General features: G+C 66.0%; 20 protein-coding genes. 15 read left to right on the top strand and 5 right to left on the bottom strand.

All coding sequences use genetic code 11. The features are described 5' to 3' along the window. Positions 1-50 precede the first annotated feature (50 nt). From nudE to ACZK4H_RS16495, 10 genes are all read left to right on the top strand, one after another. Positions 51-614: an ADP compounds hydrolase NudE gene (nudE, locus tag ACZK4H_RS16540; RefSeq protein ID WP_099552044.1), complete on the top strand. Its 564-nt coding sequence runs from the start codon at positions 51-53 to the stop codon at positions 612-614. Next, on the top strand, positions 611-1,414 hold the full coding sequence (gene cysQ / locus ACZK4H_RS16535; RefSeq protein WP_099552045.1) for a 3'(2'),5'-bisphosphate nucleotidase CysQ: 804 nt from the start codon (positions 611-613) through the stop codon (positions 1,412-1,414). Before nudE ends, cysQ begins: the two co-directional genes overlap by 4 nt. Before the next feature lie 13 nt (positions 1,415-1,427). After that, on the top strand, positions 1,428-2,267 hold the full coding sequence (gene mazG / locus ACZK4H_RS16530; RefSeq protein ID WP_099552046.1) for a nucleoside triphosphate pyrophosphohydrolase: 840 nt from the start codon (positions 1,428-1,430) through the stop codon (positions 2,265-2,267). Continuing rightward, the gene (locus ACZK4H_RS16525; protein WP_099552047.1) at positions 2,264-2,593 is read left to right on the top strand and encodes a YnfA family protein; all 330 of its coding nucleotides are present in this window, start codon (positions 2,264-2,266) and stop codon (positions 2,591-2,593) included. Before mazG ends, ACZK4H_RS16525 begins: the two co-directional genes overlap by 4 nt. Positions 2,594-2,731: 138 nt before the next feature. Further along, entirely contained in the window at positions 2,732-3,034 is a 303-nt protein-coding gene (locus tag ACZK4H_RS16520; protein ID WP_049431766.1) for an Mpo1-like protein, read from the top strand. 66 nt (positions 3,035-3,100) lie between these two features. Continuing rightward, positions 3,101-4,060: an SPFH domain-containing protein gene (locus tag ACZK4H_RS16515; RefSeq protein ID WP_099552048.1), complete on the top strand. Its 960-nt coding sequence runs from the start codon at positions 3,101-3,103 to the stop codon at positions 4,058-4,060. 1 nt (position 4,061) lies between these two features. Next, the gene (locus ACZK4H_RS16510; protein WP_099552049.1) at positions 4,062-4,505 is read left to right on the top strand and encodes an NfeD family protein; all 444 of its coding nucleotides are present in this window, start codon (positions 4,062-4,064) and stop codon (positions 4,503-4,505) included. A 144-nt stretch (positions 4,506-4,649) separates the two neighbouring features. Further along, positions 4,650-5,762, top strand: a complete 1,113-nt coding sequence (gcvT, locus tag ACZK4H_RS16505) for a glycine cleavage system aminomethyltransferase GcvT (protein WP_099552050.1) — start codon at positions 4,650-4,652, stop codon at positions 5,760-5,762. A 93-nt stretch (positions 5,763-5,855) separates the two neighbouring features. Next, entirely contained in the window at positions 5,856-6,251 is a 396-nt protein-coding gene (gene gcvH, locus ACZK4H_RS16500) for a glycine cleavage system protein GcvH (RefSeq protein WP_010482723.1), read from the top strand. A gap of 774 nt (positions 6,252-7,025) precedes the next feature. Further along, entirely contained in the window at positions 7,026-7,544 is a 519-nt protein-coding gene (locus ACZK4H_RS16495; RefSeq protein WP_099552051.1) for a histone, read from the top strand. Between the two features lie 120 nt (positions 7,545-7,664). On the opposite strand, the gene ACZK4H_RS16490 is transcribed toward ACZK4H_RS16495, so the two are convergent. Then, on the bottom strand, positions 7,665-8,558 hold the full coding sequence (locus tag ACZK4H_RS16490) for a LysR substrate-binding domain-containing protein (RefSeq protein WP_099552052.1): 894 nt from the start codon (positions 8,556-8,558) through the stop codon (positions 7,665-7,667). 114 nt (positions 8,559-8,672) lie between these two features. Here ACZK4H_RS16490 and ACZK4H_RS16485 point away from each other — a divergent pair, with 114 nt between their 5' ends. Then, complete coding sequence (locus ACZK4H_RS16485; RefSeq protein WP_099552053.1) at positions 8,673-9,431, top strand: SDR family NAD(P)-dependent oxidoreductase; 759 nt, start codon at positions 8,673-8,675, stop codon at positions 9,429-9,431. A gap of 135 nt (positions 9,432-9,566) precedes the next feature. Here ACZK4H_RS16485 and ACZK4H_RS16480 read toward each other — a convergent pair whose 3' ends face one another. Further along, the gene (locus ACZK4H_RS16480) at positions 9,567-10,967 is read right to left on the bottom strand and encodes a serine hydrolase domain-containing protein (RefSeq protein ID WP_099552054.1); all 1,401 of its coding nucleotides are present in this window, start codon (positions 10,965-10,967) and stop codon (positions 9,567-9,569) included. A 286-nt stretch (positions 10,968-11,253) separates the two neighbouring features. On the opposite strand from ACZK4H_RS16480, the gene ACZK4H_RS16475 reads away from it, so the two are divergent. Together ACZK4H_RS16475 and ACZK4H_RS16470 are read left to right on the top strand one after the other, a co-directional pair. Then, on the top strand, positions 11,254-12,582 hold the full coding sequence (locus tag ACZK4H_RS16475) for an NTP/NDP exchange transporter (RefSeq protein WP_099552055.1): 1,329 nt from the start codon (positions 11,254-11,256) through the stop codon (positions 12,580-12,582). A 30-nt stretch (positions 12,583-12,612) separates the two neighbouring features. Further along, complete coding sequence (locus ACZK4H_RS16470; RefSeq protein WP_099552056.1) at positions 12,613-12,963, top strand: DUF1304 domain-containing protein; 351 nt, start codon at positions 12,613-12,615, stop codon at positions 12,961-12,963. A gap of 507 nt (positions 12,964-13,470) precedes the next feature. Here ACZK4H_RS16470 and ACZK4H_RS16465 read toward each other — a convergent pair. The 3 genes from ACZK4H_RS16465 to ACZK4H_RS16455 form a co-directional block, all read right to left on the bottom strand. Further along, entirely contained in the window at positions 13,471-13,938 is a 468-nt protein-coding gene (locus tag ACZK4H_RS16465; RefSeq protein ID WP_099555266.1) for a hotdog fold domain-containing protein, read from the bottom strand. A gap of 75 nt (positions 13,939-14,013) precedes the next feature. Further along, positions 14,014-16,491 (bottom strand): acyl-CoA dehydrogenase, encoded by a 2,478-nt coding sequence (locus tag ACZK4H_RS16460; RefSeq protein WP_099555268.1) that lies wholly within the window; start codon positions 16,489-16,491, stop codon positions 14,014-14,016. Continuing rightward, positions 16,488-17,405: an alpha/beta fold hydrolase gene (locus ACZK4H_RS16455; RefSeq protein ID WP_099555270.1), complete on the bottom strand. Its 918-nt coding sequence runs from the start codon at positions 17,403-17,405 to the stop codon at positions 16,488-16,490. Before ACZK4H_RS16455 ends, ACZK4H_RS16460 begins: the two co-directional genes overlap by 4 nt. A gap of 141 nt (positions 17,406-17,546) precedes the next feature. Here ACZK4H_RS16455 and ACZK4H_RS16450 point away from each other — a divergent pair, with 141 nt between their 5' ends. Both ACZK4H_RS16450 and ACZK4H_RS16445 read left to right on the top strand, forming a co-directional pair. Then, a complete protein-coding gene (locus ACZK4H_RS16450) occupies positions 17,547-18,146 on the top strand; it encodes a TetR/AcrR family transcriptional regulator (protein WP_005410690.1) in 600 nt (199 codons plus the stop codon). 231 nt (positions 18,147-18,377) lie between these two features. Beyond that, positions 18,378-21,335 carry a TonB-dependent receptor domain-containing protein gene (locus ACZK4H_RS16445; protein ID WP_099555272.1) on the top strand — a complete coding sequence of 986 codons (2,958 nt, stop codon included), beginning with the start codon at positions 18,378-18,380 and terminating at the stop codon, positions 21,333-21,335. Positions 21,336-21,536 lie beyond the last annotated feature (201 nt).

Raw genomic sequence — 21,536 nt, 5'->3', positions numbered from 1 at the left:
GCACATTCTATCGGCCCCGGCGCTGGCGCCGGCCGCCGCGGAGATTCCGCATGAACGATGACCGTGCCGGCCGTCGCTTGCCGATCATCCATCGGATCACCGATGAGGAGAACGGCCCCTTCCAGCGCCAGCACCTGGACCTGGAGTTTTCCAACGGTGAACGCCGCCGCTTCGAACGCCTGGTCAGCCGTGGCCATGGTGCGGTGGTGGTGGTGCCGATGCTGGACGACGAGACCGTGCTGCTGGTACGTGAATACGCGGCCGGCATGCACCGTTACGAGCTGGGCCTGGTCAAGGGCCGGATCGACGCCGGCGAGACTCCCGAGGAGGCGGCCGACCGTGAGTTGAAGGAAGAGGCCGGCTATGGCGCGCGCCAGGTCGACGTGCTGCGCGCGATGACCCTGGCCCCCACCTACATGAGCCATCAGTCGTGGCTGGTGGTGGCACGCGACCTGTATCCGGAAAAGCTGGCCGGCGACGAGCCGGAAGAACTGGAAGTGGTGCCGTGGAAGCTGGCCGAACTGGACCAGCTGATGCTGCGCGAGGACTTCTCCGAGGGACGCTCGCTGGCGGCGCTGTTCATCGCGCGCCAGTGGCTGCAGGGAACGCGATGATCAAACTGACCACCGACCTGCGCGAGACCGCCATCGCCATCGCCCAGGAAGCCGGACAGGCCATCATGCAGGTGTATGCCGATGGCTTCGAGGTGCAGATCAAGGATGACAACAGCCCGGTTACCGCCGCCGACCTGGCCGCCAACCTCGTGATCGAGCAGGGCCTGCAGCAGCTGACTCCGGACCTGCCGATCCTGTCGGAGGAATCTGCGCAGGTGGGGTGGGAGCAGCGGCGCCATTGGGGCGCGTACTGGCTGGTCGATCCGCTGGACGGCACCCGCGAGTTCGTCAAGCGCAATGGCGAGTTCAGCGTCAACATCGCCCTGATCTACCAGGGCGCACCGGCGTTCGGCGTGGTGCTGGCGCCGGTCACCGGCATCGTCTGGCACGCCATGCGTGGCGAGCTGGCCTATCGCCGGCAGGGCCTGCACGACACCGTGCTGCGCACCCGCACGCCGGCCACCGCCCCGCTGCGCGTCGCCGCCAGCCGTTCGCACCGCTCGCCGGAAACCGAGGCGCTGCTGGCGCGCATGGGCCGCATCGAGACCATCGCACAGGGCTCGTCGCTGAAATTCTGCCGGATCGCCGAAGGCGGCCTGGATGTCTATCCGCGGCTGGGCCCGACCTCCGAATGGGATACCGCTGCCGGCCAATGCGTGCTGCATGCCGCCGGCGGCGCCGTGCTGTCGGCCGCGACCGGCAAGCCGTTCCGCTACAACCGCCGCGAAACCCTGTTGAACGGCGATTTCATTGCCCTTGGTGATACCAGCCTGCCATGGCGCGACTGGTTGTCCGACTGACCCTGGAGGCCGCATGAGCGCGCACGACACCCGCACCACCGGCAGCGCCGCCAGCCATGAGCTGGAGCGCCTGCTGGCCATCATGGCGCGCCTGCGCGACCCGCAGGGCGGCTGCCCGTGGGACCTGGAGCAGAACTTCGCAACCATCGCGCCATACACCATCGAGGAAGCCTACGAGGTGGCCGATGCGATCGACCGTGGCGACCTCGACGACCTGTGCGACGAGCTGGGCGACCTGCTGCTGCAGGTGGTGTTCCATGCGCGCATGGCCGAAGAGCAGGGCAGCTTCGCCTTCGCAGACGTGGCCCGCGCGATCAGCGACAAGATGCAGCGCCGCCACCCGCACGTGTTCGCCGAGGTCAGCGTTGACGATGCCGATGGGGTGATGCGCAACTGGGAGGCGATCAAACGCGCCGAGCGCGCCGCCAAGGGCGAGCAGGACACCTCCGCGCTGGCCGGCATCTCGCGCGGCCTGCCGGAATGGCAGCGGGCAGTGAAGCTGCAGTCGCGCGCGGCCAAGGTCGGCTTCGACTGGCCAGGCCCGCTGCCGGTGCTGGACAAGGCGGCCGAGGAACTGCAGGAACTGCGCGAAGAGTTCGAGCGCGGCGACATCGCCGGCAACAAGGCGCGCCTGCAGGAAGAGCTGGGTGATCTGCTGTTCGTCTACGCCAATCTCGCCCGTCACGCCGATATCGACCTCGGTGCCGCGCTGCGTGGGGCCAACCACAAGTTCGAACGTCGTTTCCGTGCGATGGAAGCGCAGGCCGACGCGCAGGGTGAAACGCTGGCCGCGATGGACCTGGATGCGCAGGAAGCGCTGTGGCAGCACGCCAAGGCGGCGGAAAAGGCGTGAAGACACTCGGCCTGTTCCTGCTGACCGCGCTGGCCGAGATCGTCGGCTGCTACCTGCCGTGGCTATGGCTGCGCAAGGGCGCCAGCATCTGGTTGCTGCTGCCGGCGGCCGCCAGCCTGGCGCTGTTCGCCTGGCTGCTGACCCTGCACCCGACCGCCAGCGGCCGGGTCTATGCGGCCTACGGTGGCGTCTACATCGGCACCGCGCTGTTCTGGCTGTGGCTGGTCGATGGCATCCGCCCCAGCCGCTGGGACATGCTGGGCGCGGCCCTGTGCCTGGCCGGCATGGCAGTGATCATGTTCGGGCCGCGCACCTCATCAGTGTAGAGCCGAGCCATGCTCGGCTGCTCTTCCTTCCGACCGCGCTGGCGCGCGCAAGCCGGGCATGGCTCGGCTCTGCAAGGGCAGCGATCCCTTCCCGGAAGGTGCATGATGGGGGCGCCCCCTGGTCCCCGGAGCACGCGCATGTCCCGCTTCGCCAGCTTCCGCGAGTTCTATCCGTTCTACCTCAGCGAGCACCGCCACCCGGTGTCGCGCCGCCTGCACTTCATCGGCAGCTGCGGGGTGCTGCTGCTGGTTGCGGCGGCGATCCTGCGCGGGCAAGCCATCCTCGTGCTGGCCGCCCTGTTCTGCGGTTACGGCTTCGCCTGGGTCGGTCATTTCTTTTTCGAGAAGAACCGTCCGGCGACATTCCAGCATCCGCTGTACTCGTTCATGGGCGACTGGGTGATGTTCGCCGACATCCTGCGCCGGCGCGTGCCCTGGTAGTTCCACTGTGCATGCGGCCTTCACGCGCTATGCTGGGGCCTGGACGTCATAGATAAGGAAAGCGCGATGTTCCCGACCATGTTCTTTACCGTGGTACTGGCCTTCGTGGCCGTGGTGGTCCTGTTCAAGGCGGTGCGGATGGTGCCGCAGGGATACGAATGGACCGTCGAGCGCTTCGGGCGCTACACGCACACCATGACCCCCGGCCTGCACTTCCTGATCCCGATCGTGTACGGGGTCGGGCGCAAGGTGAACATGATGGAGCAGGTGCTGGATGTACCCAGCCAGGAAGTGATCACCAAGGACAATGCCGCCGTGCGCGTGGATGGCGTGGTGTTCTTCCAGGTCCTGGATGCTGCCAAGGCGGCCTATGAGGTGGCCAATCTGGAAGTGGCGATGATCGCCCTGGTGCAGACCAACATCCGTACCGTGATCGGCTCGATGGACCTGGACGAATCGCTGAGCCAGCGCGAGGTGATCAACGCCCAGCTGCTGAGCGTGGTCGACCATGCCACCAACCCGTGGGGCGTGAAGGTCAACCGCATCGAGATCCGCGACATCCAGCCGCCGCGTGACCTGCTGGATGCGATGGCGCGGCAGATGAAGGCCGAGCGCGAGAAGCGCGCCCAGATCCTTGAAGCCGAGGGTTCAAGGCAGTCGGAGATCCTGCGCGCCGATGGCGAGAAGCAGGCCACCGTGCTGGAGGCCGAAGGCCGCCGCGAAGCTGCGTTCCGCGACGCCGAGGCGCGCGAGCGCCTGGCCGAAGCCGAAGCGATGGCGACCAAGGTGGTGTCGGCGGCGATCGCAGAGGGGGACGTGCAGGCGATCAACTACTTCGTTGCCCAGAAGTATGTGGAAGCATTCAGGGAGCTGGCCAGTTCGCCAAACCAGAAGCTGGTGCTGATGCCGATGGAGGCCAGCGGCGTGATCGGCTCGATTGCCGGCGTGGCCGAACTGGCCAAGCAGGCGTTGGCCAGCCAGGACAACAAGGCCGCCGGCAAGCGGCCGCCGCCGATTGGAGGTTGACATGCGCTGGGAGGTCGTAGGCTGGGGCGCGCTGGCACTGCTGCTGTTTGCCGCAGAGGCGTTGGCACCCGGGGCGTTCATGCTGTGGATCGGCATCGGCGCGGCGGCTGTGTTCGTGCTGGTGGTCGTGTTCAGCGGCATTCCATTGCTGTGGCAGGTCGTTGCCTTCGTCGTGCTGAGCGTGGTCTCGATCCAGTGCTACCGGCGCTGGGGCAAGGCAAGGGCGCGGCCCAGCGATGCACCGTTGCTCAACCGTCGCGCCGAACAACTGGTCGGACGGGTGGTGCCGTTGCAGCAGGGTATCGTTGGTGGGCAGGGCCGGGTCAGCATCGATGATGCGTACTGGCAGGTCAGTGGGCCGGAACTGCAGGCCGGCAGCCTGGTGCGGGTGGTGGCGGTGCAGGGCAGCACGCTGCAGGTCGAGCCGGCAGACCGCCCCGTGTAGAGCCGCGCCCACGCTCGGCTCCCACACGAAGAGCCGCCGAGCCTGGGCACGGCTCTGGAACTCCGCCGCTGCGCTGCGGCACGCCTGCGGGCGACCGATCTGGGATAATGGGGATTCTTGTTTCCTCTGCTGCCGGACCCGGTCATGACCCAGAAGACGCTGCTCAACGATACCCACCGCGCCCTTGGCGCCAAGATGGTCGATTTCGGGGGTTGGGACATGCCCATCCACTACGGCTCGCAGCTGGACGAGCACCACCTGGTGCGTCGCGAGTCGGGTGTGTTCGACGTCAGCCACATGACCGTGGTCGACCTGCGCGGTGACCAGGTCAAGCCGTTCCTGCGCCGCCTGCTGGCCAACTCGGTCGACAAGCTGAAGGTGCCGGGCAAGGCGCTGTACTCGTGCATGCTGAATCCGCGCGGCGGCGTCATCGACGATCTGATCGTCTACTACCTGGGCGACGATTTCTTCCGCATGGTGGTCAACGCCTCCACCCGCGAGAAGGACCTGGCGTGGCTGCGCGAGCAGGCCGCGCCGTTCGGCGTCAGCGTCGAGCAGCGCCCGGACCTTGCCATCCTCGCCGTGCAGGGCCCGCAGGCGCGCGACATCGTGATCGGCCTGGCCCGCGAATCCGAGCGCGAGGCGCTGACCAAGCTGGGTCGCTTCGCCGCCTTGCAGGTGCAATCCGACGACGGCGTCGAGCTGTTCGTCGCCCGCACCGGCTACACCGGTGAAGACGGTTTCGAGATCCTGCTGCCGCAGGATGCCGTGGTCGCCTTCTGGAACCGCCTGTTGGCGGCAGGCGTGAAGCCGGCCGGCCTCGGCGCGCGTGACACGCTGCGCCTGGAAGCCGGCATGAACCTGTACGGCCAGGACATGGACGAAGAGATCAGCCCGTATGAAGCGGCGCTGGCCTGGACCGTGTCGCTGGACGAAGGCCGCGACTTCATCGGCCGCGACGTGCTGGAAGCGCAGAAGGCTGCCGGCACCGCGCGTCAGATGATCGGCCTGGTGATGGACGAGAAGGGCGTGCTGCGCCACGGCCAGGCGGTGACCACCGCGGGCGGCCAGGGCGAGATCCTGTCCGGCACTTTCTCGCCGACCCTGGCCAAGGGCATCGCCTTCGCCCGCGTACCGGCCGGTGAACTCGGCGAGGTCACCGTCGACATCCGCGGCCGGCAAGTGCCGGTGCGCGTGGTCAAGTTCCCGTTCGTGCGCGAAGGCCAGGCCCAGCCCGGCGTGCTCGCCGACGCCTGATCCGAACATGCCGGTCGTCACTGACAGCAGTGGCGGCCGGTTGGTTACACTAGCCCCGTTTTTTCCACCCCTGCATATCTCTGGAGCAGTCCCATGAGCGAGATCCCCGGCGACCTCAAGTTCCTCAAGTCCCACGAGTGGGCCCGTGTCGAAGGCAATGGCCGTGTCACCGTCGGTATTTCCGACCACGCCCAGGGCCTGCTGGGTGACCTGGTCTACGTCGAACTGCCGGAAGTCGGCGCCGACGCCAAGGCCGGCGAACAGATCGCCGTCGTCGAGTCGGTGAAGGCCGCCTCGGACGTCTACAGCCCGATCAGCGGCAAGGTTGTCGAGGTCAACTCGGCCCTGTCCGACAAGCCGGAAACCATCAATGAAGATGCCTACGGCGAAGGCTGGATGTTCGTGGTCGAACTGACCAACGCCGAAGAGCTCAACGAACTGCTGGACCCGGATGCGTATGCCGAAGCCCTGGAAAACGACGACCACTGAGTCGTCGTTTCCGGGTTCTGGAACGGCCACCTTCGGGTGGCCGTTTTTGTTTTGGCGAGCACGTCGGCTCATGACGCAGGGTTTGCTGCGCGCCCTCGACGCGGCATCAGCAGACCCGCGAACGGTACCGAGGGGTGTGCGCAGTTTTGCGCAAATCCGCGTTTCCACCCCGCGCCGGCGCGTCCGGATGTGAAAACTTTTTGCCCCCCGTTGCGGTGCCGTTGTGCTGGCGTTGGTGCGGGCGGCGGCCGCTGCAGGCGATGCGTGCATGCAGTGGCCGCCAATATGCATGCATCTGCGCAGAGTGCTTATTTCAAGTGCTTTTTGTTCAAGGCGTGCGTTGTTGTCGTTGCAGGCAACGTGCGTGCGTGGTGCTTTGGTGGTCGTCGAAGGCGGAGCGTGGCGACCGTGCAGACAACACCGTGGATGGCGCGGATGTGAAAATTTTTCGCGGGGGTTGTTGACAGTAAAAAAAACCGTGATTAGGTTTCGCCTCAGCAGACCTTGCCTGCCCAACCGAGTGCGCAGAATCAATCGTCCGATGCGAAGCAGCCCCTTCAAGACCACCGCGACCCTGATGACGGTGGACATGGCCCCGCTTCCCCCGGAGAAATGCAAGGCACCTCCCGTTCCGATGCCCGCTCCGCCGATCGAGGCGGGCATTGCCGTATCCGTAACGGCGCGCCTGACGCGCCGGCGGTCCCCGCACGCAGCATCCGCGGGTTTGATCCACCTGGGCGTTTCAACTCCCTATCACTGACGAGGAGCCATCCCATGGCAACCAAGAAAGCTGCGAAGAAGAAGCCCGCCGCCAAGAAAGCGGTGAAGAAGGTCGCGAAGAAGGCCGCTGCCAAGAAGGCAGTGAAGAAGGTCGCGAAGAAGGCGACCGCCAAGAAGGCAGTGAAGAAGGCTGCGAAGAAGGTCGCCAAGAAGAGCACTGCGAAGAAGGCAGTGAAGAAGGCGGCAAAGAAGGTAGCCAAGAAGTCCACTGCCAAGAAGGCCGTCAAGAAGACCGCGAAGAAGGCCGTCAAGAAGGTAGCCAAGAAGGCCACCAAGAAGACTGCCAAGAAGGCAACGGCCCGCAAGCCTGCCAAGAAGGTCGCGAAGAAGGCGACTGCCAAGAAGGCCGTCAAGAAGACCGCCAAGAAGGCAGTAAAGAAGACCGCGAAGAAGGCCACCAAGAAGGCTGCCCCGAAGAAGGCAGCGAAGAAGGTTGCCAAGCGCAAGCCGGCCGCCCGCAAGAAGAAGGCCGCTCCGGTCGCTCTGCCGGCAACCCCGGCGCCGCTGATCTAAGTACTTCCCGATAGCCGCATCCTGAAACCCCCTTCCCTGGCTGCCCAGCGGGGAGGGGGTTTTTTTATGGGGCCATTTGCAGCGTCAAGCCATGCTCGACTGTCTTTCTGATAGTTGACGCTAGCGGTGCGGCGTCGGTGGAAAGCGCTCCACCAGGAAATCGATGAAGCTGCGCAGGCGGGTCGAGTGGTAGCGGTCGTGGGCATAGACCACGTGCATCGGCCGGCCGGTCTGGCCATGCTCCGGGAACAGCTGCACCAGGCGCCCGGCGTTGACGTCGGCAGCCAGCAGCAGTGCCGATTGCAGCACGATGCCCAGCCCATGCAGCGCCGCCGTACGCAGCGCTTCGCCGTTGTTGATCTGCAGGCGGCCTGTGGGCACATGGTCGAGCCCGCCAGCATCGGCCTGCAGCCACTGCGCCAGTGCGCTGGGTTCGAAGGACAGGCATTGGTGCCGGGAAAGTGCCTGCAGGTCCGAAGGCGTACCGTGCCGGGCGAGGTATCCGGGCGAGGCGCACATCATCAATCGATAGGGTGTCAGCGCACGCGCGACCAGCGCGCTGCTGTCAGCCAGCGTACCGATTCGCAGGGCGGCTTCGAAACCTTCCTCGGCGAGATTGACGACGCGGTCGGTCAGCACCGCGTCGACACGCACGTCGGGATAGTGCGCCATGTAATCGGCCAACGCCGGCAGCAGTGCATGCGTGCCGAAGATCACCGGCGCGCTGATGCGCAGCGTGCCTGCCGGTGCCAGGTGCTGGTGCTGGGCCTGCGCATCGGTTTCCTCCACCAGCCGCAGGATCTCCCGGCAGCGGGCGTAGTAGTCCTCGCCGAACGGCGTCATGTGCTGGCGCCGGGTGGTACGACTGAGCAACTGCATGCCGAGCCGCGCCTCCAATGCACGCAGGTGCTTGCCGGCCATCGTCGCGGAGATGTCCAGTGCTGCCGCCGCAGCGCTGAGGCTGCCCTTGTCCACGATCAGCACGTAGACCTGCATGCTTTCCAGCAGGTTCATCTGACACTCCGGGTGTTGAATGCTGAAACCTGTGCGGAGTTTATCAATCAGGGGTGATCAAACAGCATGCACCGCACGGGCCGGATCCACCGGCCGCGCTGACAGGAGAACACCATGGATTTGAATCTTGAGGGACGCACCGCGCTGGTCACCGGGGCGGGCAGTGGCATCGGTGCCGCTGTCGCCAGGCAACTGGCCGCGCAGGGCGTGCGTGTCGCCATCTCGTCACGGCGGCAGGCACCGCTGCAGGCGCTGGCGGCGGAGATCGAAGCGGCGGGCGCACCCGCGCCGATCATCCTGCTGGGCGATGTCACCGACGCTGGGGACGTGCGCCGCATCGCCGACGCCGCATTGGCGGCGTTGCAGCGGGTGGACATCCTGGTCAATGCGGCTGGCGGCTCGCGGCCAACGACCGTTGATGCAGCCGATACGATCTGGGAGGAGGCATTGGCCCTGAACTTCTCTGCCGCACGACGGCTGACCCAGGCACTGCTGCCGGCGATGCAGGCGCAGGGATGGGGGCGGGTGATCAACTTCAGCGGTTCGATGGAGCCGCGCGCGGTGAACGCGGCCACGGCGGCGAAGGCGGCGCTGCATCTGTGGAGCAAGGGCCTGTCGTCCGAAGTGGCCGGGCAGGGCATCACGGTGAATGCAATCGCGCCTGGACGGATCAACAGCCCGCAGATCCTCGACCGCCTGCATCCCACCGAGGAAAGCCGACGCGAATTCATTGCGCGCAACATTCCGCTCGGGCGCTTCGGCGAGCCGGAGGAGGTGGCGCCGCTGGTGGCCTTCCTGGCTTCGCCGCTGGCCGGCTATATCACCGGTGCGGTGATTCCGGTGGATGGCGGCATGCACTACTTCGCGCACTAGCGCTGCGGCGCTGTAGAGCCGAGCCCATGCTCGGCTCCACAGGTCCGGCGGAGTCGAGCATGGCTCAGCCCTGCGAAAACAACAGAAAGGGCGACCCATGGGCCGCCCTTCATGCTTACGGTCGAGCCCGCCTGATCAGCGCGGCGACGCCACCGCGCGGTTGCTCGAGGCACCCTTGCCCTTGCGCTTGTCCTGCTGCGCCGGGCTTGCGCCTTCGGCCATCAGGTTGTCGCTGCCGAAGTCGGTGTCCACATCCAGCCAGCGCTGTGCCGGCAGGCCGAGCGCGGAATCGAGCACGGTCGGCAGCAGGCCGCTGGGCAGGCCGCTTTCGCCATTCCACATGATGGCGATGCCGAGATCGCGTTCCGGCACCAATGCCACCAGGCCGCGGTAGCCCTGCACGGCGCCGGCATGGAACACCACGTCGTGGCCGGCATAGTCGAAGGTGCGCCAGCCCAGTGCGTAGCCGGCCGAATGCAGGCGCTCGCGGCGCCAGCCCGAACGCATCTCACCGGGGGTGTTGATCAGACTGGAGTGCAGGGTGGCCAGCAGCGGCGCCGGCAGCACGTCAGGGCGGTGCCCGGTGTGGGCGAGCAGCCACTGCGCCATGTCGCTGGCGCTGGCATTGACGCCGGCAGCCGGGGCGACGCGGTAGTAGGTCGGCTTCGGCGTCAGCGACACCCAGCCATTGCGGCTGCGCACGTGCGGACGCGCCCAGCGCGAGCTGGCCTGGATGCCGGCCAGGCCCAGGCTGGCATCGTTCATGCCCAGCGGCTTGAAGATGCGGCGCTCGACCGACTGCTCGTAGAAGCTGCCGGAAGCGGCGTAGACAACGTCGCCGATCAGGCTGAAGGCCACGTTCTGGTAAGCGTAGCAGTCGCCCGGCAGGCACTTCAGGCTGGTGTTGGCCAGCTTCTGGGTCAACGAGTAGTACTCGGCGTTGCCTTCGATATCGCGGTCGTAGGCGTTGTACGGCAGGCCGACGCGGTGGCTGAGCACATCGGCCACGGTCAGGCGGTCGGTGGCTTCGGGCGAGTTGAGGCGGAAGCCCGGCACGTAATCGGTGACCTTGCTGTCCCAGCGCAGCGTGCCATCGTTGACCAGCAGGCCGGCCATGGTGCCGGCGAAGGCCTTGGACAGCGATGCCAGGCGGAACACGGTGTGCGCATCGACGGGCAGCGGATTGTTGACGTCAGTGACGCCATAGCCACGCGCGCTGAGGATGCGGCCGCCCTGCACGATGGCCACGGCCATGCCTGGCACGCGCTCGCCATAGGTGAGCTGCTGCGCCATCGATTCGATGTTGGCGACGTTGAAGCCTGCGGCGGGCGCCTGCACCTGCGGCACCAGGCCGGTGCGGTAGGCCGCCGGCTGGGTGTGGGCGACGGCGGAGGCCGCAGTGGACTCGATGTTGGCCGGCATCGGCGGCAATGGCGGCGGGGTCTGCGCGGTGGTGGACAAGGCAACGGGCATCAACATGCCCAGCAAACCGGTGGCCGCCGAACGGATCGGACGACGCAGGCTGTTCTTTTTCATCGTGGAGACCCGTGCGCGACTGCTGATGGCGATTCTAGCGCCGCTTTTCCCTTGTGCACAAACAAAGCGAAGATGAATGCGCATCTCGTTGAAAAAGTTGGAATTTTGACGCCCCGAAAGCATGTATCGGAACGTGTCGTACGGGTGGGGCCGTGACACTGCGTTGCAGCCTTCTGAGTGGCTGCTGCTGGCGATGTTGCAGTGCATTGGCTAACGTACGCGCTTCACCGCCCCCGGAGCCTGCCATGCCGCTGTCCAACCGCCGTCTTCTGGCGAGGGACGCCGCGTGAGCGCGGTGAAGGGCAAGGGGCCGTTGCGTGGGCTGACGGCGGCGCTGCGTGAGTCGCCGGCGCTGTGGTGGTCGTTCCTGTACTTCTTCTGCCTGCTCAGCGGCTACTACGTGCTGCGCCCGGTGCGTGAGGCGATGGCTGCCTCGGCCGATCTGGAGACCGTGTTTCCGCCGATGCTGATCGCCTGGTTCGCCAGCCACGGCATCGCGCTGAAGGACTTCGTGCTGCAGTTCCTGTTCTCCTGCGTGTTCGTGATCATGCTGGTGCTGCAGCCGGTCTATGGCTGGCTGGTCAGCCGCTTCCCGCGACGGGTGTTCCTGCCGGCGGTGTATGGCTTCTTCATCGTCACCCTGCTGGGCTTCTACGTACTGTTCGATAGCGGTGTGCCAGGCCGCGGCATGGCGTTCTTTTTCTGGATCACCGTCTTCAACCTGTTCGCGGTGGCGGTGTTCTGGAGCTTCATGGCCGATGTGTTTTCCAACGCACAGGCCCGTGCTTTCTACGGCTACATCGGCGCGGCTGGCACCATCGGTGCCTTCCTCGGCCCGATCATCACCAGTGCGCTGGTGCAGCGCGTGGGCATCGCCAACCTGATGCTGGTCTCGGCAGGTTTTCTCGCCATCTGCCTGTTGAGCATCTGGCGCCTGCGGCACTGGGCGGTGCTGCGCGAGCGCGAACAGCAACTGGTCGACGGTGAAAAGCCGATGGGCGGCAGCGTGCTGGACGGCCTGAAACTGATCGTGCGTGAGCCGTTGCTGCGCTGGCTGGCGATCATGGTGGTGTTCGGTGTGGGCGTGGGCACCCTGCTGTACAACCAGCAGGCCAGCATCGTGCGTGCGGCGTTCAACGATGCAGGCGCTGCCACGGCCTTCTTCTCGCGTATCGACCTGGCAGTGAATGCACTGGCGCTGCTGATGCAGCTGGGCCTGACCCGCTGGCTGCTGTCGCGGCATGGCATCGCGCCGGCCCTGTTGATCCCTGGATTTGCGATTCTGATCGGCTTCTCGGTGCTTGCCGCTTCACCCATGCCGTTGATGGTGGCGGTGGTGCAGGTGATGACCCGCGCCAGCGAGTTCGCACTGGCCAAGCCGGCCCGCGAAACCATCTACACCCGCGTGGACCGGCAGTGGCGCTACAAGGCCGGCGCGGCCATCGATACGGTGGTCTACCGCGGCGCGGACCTGAGCTTTGCGTGGGTGCACAAGGGCCTGTCCCTGTTCGGCTCGCATGTGGTGTTCATCGGCGGCATGCTGGTGGCCGCGTGCATGACCGCCGCCGCGTTCGGCGTGCTGCGCGAAGAAAAGAAACTGCCGCGCGACCGCTGATCCCACCCAGTCATTTCGAGGAGAGAAACGATGTCGCTGATCGCGCTGCTGCTGACCGTGCTGGTCGCGGTGCTGCACCTGTACTTCCTGGTGCTGGAGATGTTCCTGTGGACCCGCCCGCTGGGCCTGAAGACCTTCCGCAACACGCCGGAGAAGGCGGAGACCACGCGCGTGCTGGCGGCGAACCAGGGCCTGTACAACGGCTTCCTGGCGGCGGGCATCGGGGTGGGGCTGGTGATCGACCAGCCGGTGCTGCTGACGTTCTCGCTGGCCTGCGTGGTGGTGGCGGGGTGTTACGGTGCGTACAGCGTGAGCCGGCGCATTTTCATGATCCAGGCGGTGCCGGCGATCCTGGCGTTGGTGTTTCGCGCGCTGGCGTGATTTCCAGCCAACGGCGCAGCCCCTCGTGGGGTGGTCGCGAAATGCTTGTCATGGGGTTGGCCGGGCGGGTTGGGTTCGCGGGGGACGCCGCAAGTACGTCCGTGTAGGCTTGGCCGCGGCATCCATGCCGCGGACACCCCCGCGAACCCAACCCGCCCGGCCCCTGACAGTTTCCGTGCGCGGCCAGCCCACGGAGAAGAAAAAGAAGATCAAGAGCAACAGCGGGTCGCTGCGCTCGTGGATTCTGCGTGCATGAAAAAAGCGGCCAGTGGGCCGCTTTTGCTTTTGCTTCTGCTCTTCCTTTTTTTCTTGCGTGGGTGGACGCCGCAGAAATCTGTCAGAGGCTGGGGGTGGTGAGTTCGCGGGGGTGTCCGCGGCATGGATGCCGCGGCCAAGCCCCCAGGGACGGGTTCACGGCGTCCCCCGCGAACTCACCGCCCCCAGCCAAACCAAGGCTTTCCGCGATCAACCGTCCACCCACGAGGGGCTGCGCCGTTCGCGGGAACGCTACTTCGCCGGCGACATCCACATGTCGATGACCGCGCTGAACACCTCCGTCCCCGCGTGGTCGCGCACGCTCACCGTCACCGGCAGCGCATAGCCACGCTCCGCCGCCACGATCGGCTGCGCCGGCAGCGCCACTGCCTGCAGCGTGCCGCGCGCCTTGGCCAGGTACTGCACCTGCATGCCCTTCGGAATCCAGCGCATGCCCTTCGGCAGCGAGGCGTCGACCATCAGCCCGGCGGTGAGTTCGGCCAGGTTGCACATCGCGATCGCGTGCACCGTGCCGATGTGGTTGCGCACCCTGCGGCGGTCGGCCAGCGTGCCTTCGCAGCGACCGTGTTCCAGGCGGGTGATGCGCGGTGCGATGCTGGCGAAGTAGGGCGCCTTGAAGCACACCGCGCGTGAGAACAGCCAGGTGCCGGCAGGCCAGCGTTGCAGCCGGTGGTAGAGCGAGAGCAGGGGCGTGGACATGGTCGGTGTTCCGGTCGGCGGATAAAGCGACGGCGGGCCAAGGCCCGCCGTCGAGGCAACGCGTGTCGCGGGCGATCAGGCCGCCTGCGAATGCGGGTCCTTGTGCTGGCGGTCGTAGTAGCTGGCCGCGCGCAGTTCGTGGGTGTCGAAGTCGTCCACGGTGATCGTGTCCAGGGTCAGCGTGCGCAGTTCTTCCAGCAGGCTGCGCTCGTCCTGGGTGATCACGCCTTCGGCCACGGCCTCGTCCAGCTGCGCCTTGAAGTCCAGCGCCTCGATGCCCTTGCTCTTCAGCGCCTTCAGGAACTTGCGCTCCACCGGCTCGGCCATGATCGCCTTGCTCAGGTAGCTGTTGATGCGGCCACCCGGGTTGTTCTCGCACGGGGTCAGGAACACGCCACTGGCCAGGCGGTCGCGCGCTTCGTTCGGCGCCATCAGCAGGGCGGCGACGCGACGGCTCAGGCGATCACCCGGGGCCTCGGCACGACGGCCGAGCGGGAAGATCAGTGCCCACATCAGCCAGCCGATCGGACGGATCGGGAAGTTGCGCAGCGCGGCCGACAGCGATTCCTCGATCTTGTGCACGCTGTCATGGAAGGCCCAGGCCAGCAGCGGCTGGTCGGCCTGCGGTGCGCCTTCGTCGTGGTAGCGCTTGAGCATGGCGCTGGTCATGTAGACATGGCTCAGCACGTCGCCCAGGCGGCCGGACAGCGACTCCTTGAACTTCAGCTTGCCGCCGAGGGTCATCATCGAGATGTCGGCCATCAGCGCCAGGTTGGCCGAATAACGGTCCAGCTTGCGGAAGTAACGGCGGGTGTAGGCGTCGCCCGGTGCGGCACCGAAGCGCGCGCCGGTCAGGCCGAACCAGAACGAACGCACGGCATTGGAGAGGCCGAAACGGATGTGGCCGAACAGGCTGCGGTCGAACTCCTGCAGGCCGGCACGGGTGTCCGGATCCTGCGCGGCCTTCATTTCCTTCAGCACCCACGGGTGGCAGAGGATCGCACCCTGGCCGAAGATCAGCAGGCTGCGGGTCATGATGTTGGCGCCTTCCACGGTGATCGCGATCGGCGCGGCCTGCCAGCTGCGGCCGGCGAAGTTGCGCGGCCCCAGGATGATGCCCTTGCCGCCGATCACGTCCATCATGTCCGAGATCACTTCACGGCTCATGTTGGTGCAGTGGTACTTGGCAATCGCCGACGGCACCGACGGCACGTCACCACGGTCAACCGCAGCCGCGGTGGCCTGCGACAGCGCACTGATCTTGTAGGCCTTGCCGCCGATGCGGGCCAGCGCTTCTTCCACGCCCTCGAAGCGGCCGACCGACAGGCCGAACTGCTTGCGGATGCGTGCATAGGCGCCGGTCACGGCAGCACCGGCCTTGGCGCCGCCGCTGGCGGTGGAGGGCAGGGTGATCGAGCGACCCACGGCCAGGCACTCGTTGAGCATGTTCCAGCCCTTGCCGGCCATGGCTGCGCCACCGATCAGCTGGGTCAGCGGAATGAACACGTCCTTGCCGCGGATCGGGCCGTTCTGGAACGTCGAGTTCAGCGGGAAGTGGCGACGGCCGATTTCAACGCCGGCGGTGTCACGCGGCAGCAGGCCCAGGGTGATGCCGATGTCGCGGGTATCGCCGATCAGGCCATCCGGGTCGTACATGCGGAACGCCAGGCCGATCAGCGAAGCGACCGGGGCCAGGGTGATGTAGCGCTTGTCGAAGGTCAGCTTGACGCCGAGCACCTGCTCGCCGTTCCACTCGCCCTTGCAGACGATGCCGTAGTCCGGGATCGAGGTGGCGTCGGAGCCGGCGAACGGACCGGTCAGGCCGAAGCAGGGCACTTCGCGGCCATCGGCCAGGCGCGGCAGGTACTGGTCCTTCTGTTCCTGGGTGCCGTAATGCACCAGCAGTTCACCCGGGCCCAGCGAATTCGGCACGCCGACGGTGGAGCTGACCACCGAGGACACCGACGCCAGCTTCTGGATCACCTTGTGGTGGGCCAGCGCGGAGAAGCCCAGGCCGCCGTATTCCTTCGGAATGATCATGCCGAAGAACTTGTTCTTCTTGATGAAGGCCCACAGTTCCGGTGGCAGGTCGGCATGGACGTGGGTGATTTCCCAGTCGTTGACCATCGTGCACAGCTCTTCCACCGGGCCATCGAGGAAGGCCTGTTCTTCGGCGGTCAGCTGCGGCTTGGGGTAGTTGAGCAGGATGTTCCAGTCCGGATCACCGGTGAACAGTTCGCCCTCGAAGCCGACCGAGCCGGTTTCCAGCGCGATGCGCTCGGTCTGCGACAGCGGCGGCAGCACCTTGCGGAACACCTTCATCATCGGGCCGGTCAGCAGCGGCTTGCGGATGAACGGCAGCAGCAGCGGCACGGTGATGACGGCCAACACGGCGGCAGCCACGATCGTGGCGGTCTGGTTGACATAGGGGATGAACCAGCAGGCGACCAGCAGGGCCACGCTGATCAGCGTCCAGGTAACCAGCCGCATGCGGTGGTAGGCGACGAACGCGCCTGCCAGCAGCAGGGCGAGGAAGGGAAGAACGATGCTCATGAGCGTGCTCCGGTGACGTGCTCGTTTGTGGCGGACGAAGCCGCAGCATCCGCTGCGGGCAACACGTCCAGATAGTCCAACACAGTAGCGGTAAAGGCGTCGTTGTCATCGCCGGCGACCATGTGCGTGGCCTGCGGCAGCTGCACATGGCGCGCGTGCGGCGCCAACGCCAGGAATTCGGCCACGGTCTGTGGCGTGACCAGGTCGCTGCGGCCGCCGCTGACCAGCAGCAGCGGGCACTTCACCTGGCGTGCGGCCTCGGCCAGTGCGTCCTGGTGCTGTTCGCTGTCGCGGGCCAGTTCGGCCACCAGGCGCGGGTCCCAGTGCCAGCGCCAGCGCCCGTGGCCGTCCTCGCGCAGCAGTGCGCGCAGCGACTGCTCGGATTTGCGCGGACGGTGCGGCATGTAGGCCGAGATCACATCGGCGGCCTGGGTAAGCGAGCCGAAGCCATCGGGATGGGCGGTCATGAAGGCGAGGATGCGTTCAACACCGGCGGTATCCCAGCGCGGGGTGATGTCCACCAGCACCATCGCCGAGAACAGGCCCGGCCAGCGCGATTCGGCCAGCAGGCCGAACAGGCCGCCCATCGAGGCTGCGACCAGCACCGGCGGGCGCGGCTGTTCCCCGGCCAGCACGATGAGGTCATCAGCGAACTGTTCGCCGTGATAGGGCAGTTCGGCGGCATTCCAGTCCGAATCGCCATGGCCACGAGCGTCGTAGGCCAGCGTCTGCAGTCCCGCCGCAGACAGGGCCCGTGCGGTGGCGTTCCAGGCATGCCGGGTCTGGCCGAAGCCATGCGCGAACAACACCCGGCCACGGCGGCCATGGTCGCTGGCAGTCGCGGCTAGGCGCGCGCCATGGGCGGCCTCCAGGCGAAGATCATGGAACGCAGCGGGAGTAGGGGACGTAACCATACTTGCTAGTATGGATCGCTTGTGAGGGAAGTCAATACTGCACGGTATGGTGCGCTGCGGCAGGCGCCCTGGCGGGCGCCGCGACGGTTTCGGCCGCAACCGCGTACTGCAACGAACCCCGGCGTATGGTTAAATCAGCCCATGAATCAACCTGACGCTTCCGCCGGCGAACCGCGCGCCGGCCGCAACAGCCGCCTGAGTGCCGAAGACTGGGCCCAGGCAGCTCTCGATCTGATTGCTGAACAAGGTGTGGGTGCCGTCGCGGTGGAACCGTTGGCGCGGCGCCTGGGTGTGACCAAGGGCAGTTTCTACTGGCACTTCCCCTCGCGTGATGCACTGCTGCAGGCGGCGCTGGAACGCTGGGAACTGTTCGAACAGGAACAGGTGTTCGGCAGCCTGGAGGATGTGCCGGATCCGCGCGTGCGCCTGCGCCAGCTGTTCCAGATGGTGGCGCACGAAGTGCAGCCGCACATCATCTACAGCGAACTGCTGAAGGCGCTGGACCACCCGATGGTGCGCCCTGTGATCGACCGCGTGTCGCAGCGCCGGCTCGACTACCTGGTTGCTTCGTTCCGCCAGGCCGGGCTCAGCTCCACCGATGCACGCCATCGCGCGCGCCTGGCCTATGCAGCCTACGTCGGCTTCCTGCAGCTTTCGCTGCAGCTGCAGCAACCCAAGCAGGCCCGCGAGGATTTTGAGGCCTATGTCGAGCATCTGATCGAGACGCTCATTCCCAGCTGAATGGGAAAATGACGCCCTGCAAGTGCCGAATGCGCCTTGCAGGGCGACTTCAGTGCGCCAACGTATGTCGTAGTGAGATCGGTTTCACGCGATTTGGGCGTTTTCTTAACGACTCTTTAATTCCAGATCAAGTGTGGCTACTATCGGGTCACCAGCCGTTTTTTGTGCCTCCCTTTTGGGGTACGTCGGTTGGACTCAGCACACAACCCAAGATCCATGGAGAGAGAGCCCATGAAGTTGAACAGCAACAAGCTGCGCGATGCTGTGTGCGTTGCGCTGGCCGCCAGCGCCGCATCCGTTGCCGGCACCGGTGTGGCGTCTGCCCAGACCGCCACCAACCTGGACCGCATCGAAGTCACCGGTTCGCGCATCCGTACCGTCGACGTCGAAACCGCCCAGCCTGTCCTGACCCTCAGCCGCGCCGACATCGACAAGCAGGGCTTCTCGTCGGTCGCTGACATCCTGCAGAACATCAGCGCCGTGGGTACGCCGCCGATCAGCCGTGCCCAGCCGCTGTCCTCGGGCGAAGCCGTCGGCGGCACCTACATCAGCCTGCGTGACCTGGGCGCCACCCGCACCCTGGTGCTGCTCAACGGCAAGCGCCTGGGCATCACCACCGGTGGCCTGCAGGACATCTCGACCGTGCCGGTCTCGGCCATCGAGCGCATCGAAGTGCTGAAGGACGGCGCTTCGTCGATCTACGGTTCCGATGCCATCGCCGGCGTCATCAACATCATCACCCGTACCAACTTCGAAGGCGCCACCGGCAGCGTCTACTACGGCCAGTACAGTGAAGGCGACGGTGCCACCCGCACCATGGACTTCACCATGGGCGTGAAGGGTGAGCGCGGTTCGCTGACCATCGGTGCCGAGTACGCCAAGGAAGACAAGGTCGCCGCAGCGGATCGTCCGTACGGCGCCTTCCCGCGCAGCGCCAACCATCCGGACTTCGGCTGGACCACCGTCGGTGAGTTCGGCGGTTTCGTCAGCCGTCCGGCCGATGGCCTGCCGGGCGTCACCTATCCGGCGGCCAGCGCGAGCAACCCGAACCGCGAAGTGCGCGTGATCCTGCGTGAGGGTGGCAACGCGAGCAACAAGGCCGACTACGTCGCGCAGAACGTCAACAGCTTCTCCACCAAGGACAAGACCAACACCAACCTGCAGACCGACCTGCGTACCCCGCAGGAACGCCGTGCGGTGTTCGTCGATGGCATCTACGACCTGACCGACAACGTGCGCCTGCGCACCAACATGCTGTACAGCTTCCGCGATTCGAACCGCCAGATCGCCGGCTATCCGTACGGCGCACTGGCCTTCGGTTCGCCGATTTCGGCCAGCAGTGTGTTCAATCCGCTGGGCGCCGACATCGCCAACTGGTGGCGTCGTACTTCGGAAGTGCCGCGCAACACCCGTGCAGAGCTGACCACCTTCCGCTTTAGCGGCGGCCTGGAAGGCAGCTTCGAGTTCTCCGACCGCCTGTTCGACTGGGATGTCGGCTACCTGTACAACAACAACAAGCTGGTCCAGACCAGCACCGGCGACCTCAACCTGACCGCGCTGCGTGCGGCGGTGGGTCCGTCCTTCATCAACAGCAGCGGCGTGGCGCAGTGCGGTACCGTGGCCAACCCGATCGGGCTGAACCAGTGCGTGCCGTACAACCCGTTCCTGCATGCCGGCATCCAGAGCAATGGTGCCAATGGCGCATTGACCGGCAATACCGCCCTGCAGAACCTGCTGTTCCCGTCCGCGCACTCCACCGCCGAGACCACCACCAAGGTCGTCACCGCCAACCTGGCCGGCAGCCTGTTCACCCTGCCGGCCGGCGACCTGGGCTTCGCCGTGGGTATCGAACACCGCAAGGAAACGGGCAGCTTCAGCCCGGACGCGCTGGTGCAGTCGGGCAACACCTCCGGCCTGGCCAACTTCCCGACCGGTGGTGGCTACAAGGTTGACGAAGTCTATGCCGAGTTCAACGTGCCGATCCTGGCCGACCTGCCGGGCGCCCGCGAGCTGAGCCTCAACGCGGCCACCCGTCATTCGGACTACGACACCTTCGGCACCACGCTGAACAGCAAGTTCGGCTTCAAGTGGAAGCCGATCGACTCGCTGCTGATCCGCGGTACCTGGGCCGAAGGCTTCCGTGCCCCGACCATCGCCGACCTGTACAGCGGCGGTTCGCAGTCGTTCGACTTCTTCACCGATCCGTGCGACTCGGTCTACGGTGCGGCGCGCACCAACGCTGCGGTGCGTGCCCGTTGCGCCGCAGCTCTGCCGGCCGGCGTCAACGTCAACAACTTCCGCCAGCAGCAGCAGGGCTTCACCCCGACCACCGCTGCATCGTCGCAGACCCCGCTGGCCTTCGTCTCCGGCTCCAACGACCAGCTGACCCCGGAAACCTCGACGTCCAAGACCCTGGGCTTCGTCTGGAGCCCGGGTTTCATCCAGAACTTCAACATGTCGCTGGACTGGTGGGAAATCCGCGTCGAGAACACCATCATCTCCGACACGGCCAACCTGATCCTCAACGACTGCTACGTCAACGACATCGCGGCACGCTGCTCGGCGTTCACGCGTGATCCGGTGACTGGCATCGTCAACAACCTCAAGCGCACCGGCATCAACGCTGGCTACCGCGAGGTGGAAGGCTTCGACCTGGATGTCAGCTACCGCCTGCCGACCGATCGTTTCGGCAACTTCAGCGCGCAGTGGACCAGCACCTACACCTCGCGTGATGACCTGGTCACCACCAAGAACGCGGTCACCCACCCGAACCCCCGCACCGGCGTGGGCTGGGCTGGCTACGCCTTCCGCGTGCGTTCGAACCTGAACCTGGGTTGGGAAATGGGTGACTTCGGCGCCAGCTGGACCGTCCGTTACTTCTCCGGCATGAAGGAAGCGTGCCTGAGTGCCGTGACGTTCCCGGAAGAGTGCAACCTGCCGAACTACGCTTCGCCGAACAACCAGGGCGTGGCGGTGGGCAGCGCGACCAACCAGCGTGGCGCGACCGTGTTCAACGACGTCCAGCTGCGCTGGAACGCACCGTGGAATGCGACCGTGGCCGTGGGTGCCAACAACGTGTTCGGCCGCGTGGGCCCGACCATGTACAGCCAGCCGAGCGCGAACGTCTCCTATTACGGTGGCTTCGACATCGGTCGCTTCCTGTACATGAAGTACACCCAGCGCTTCTGACCGCGGCGTAATCCGTACGTGTGACATGGCCACGCCCCGAAAGGGGCGTGGCTTTTTTCATGGGGCAGGCAGGCTTGATGGCGCAGGCACACCGCGCGGCCCGCGCTGGACCAGCCCGCGCATAGGCGCTTGCGCATCGCCAAGTGGTGGCGGCAAGGTTTTAGGGAAGGGGTGAAGGGAGCGCGCGGAAACGTCGCGGTG

It is taken from the genome of Stenotrophomonas sp. 78350_Sma (assembly GCF_056482105.1).
This window is presented reverse-complemented; position numbering and strand designations above follow the sequence as displayed.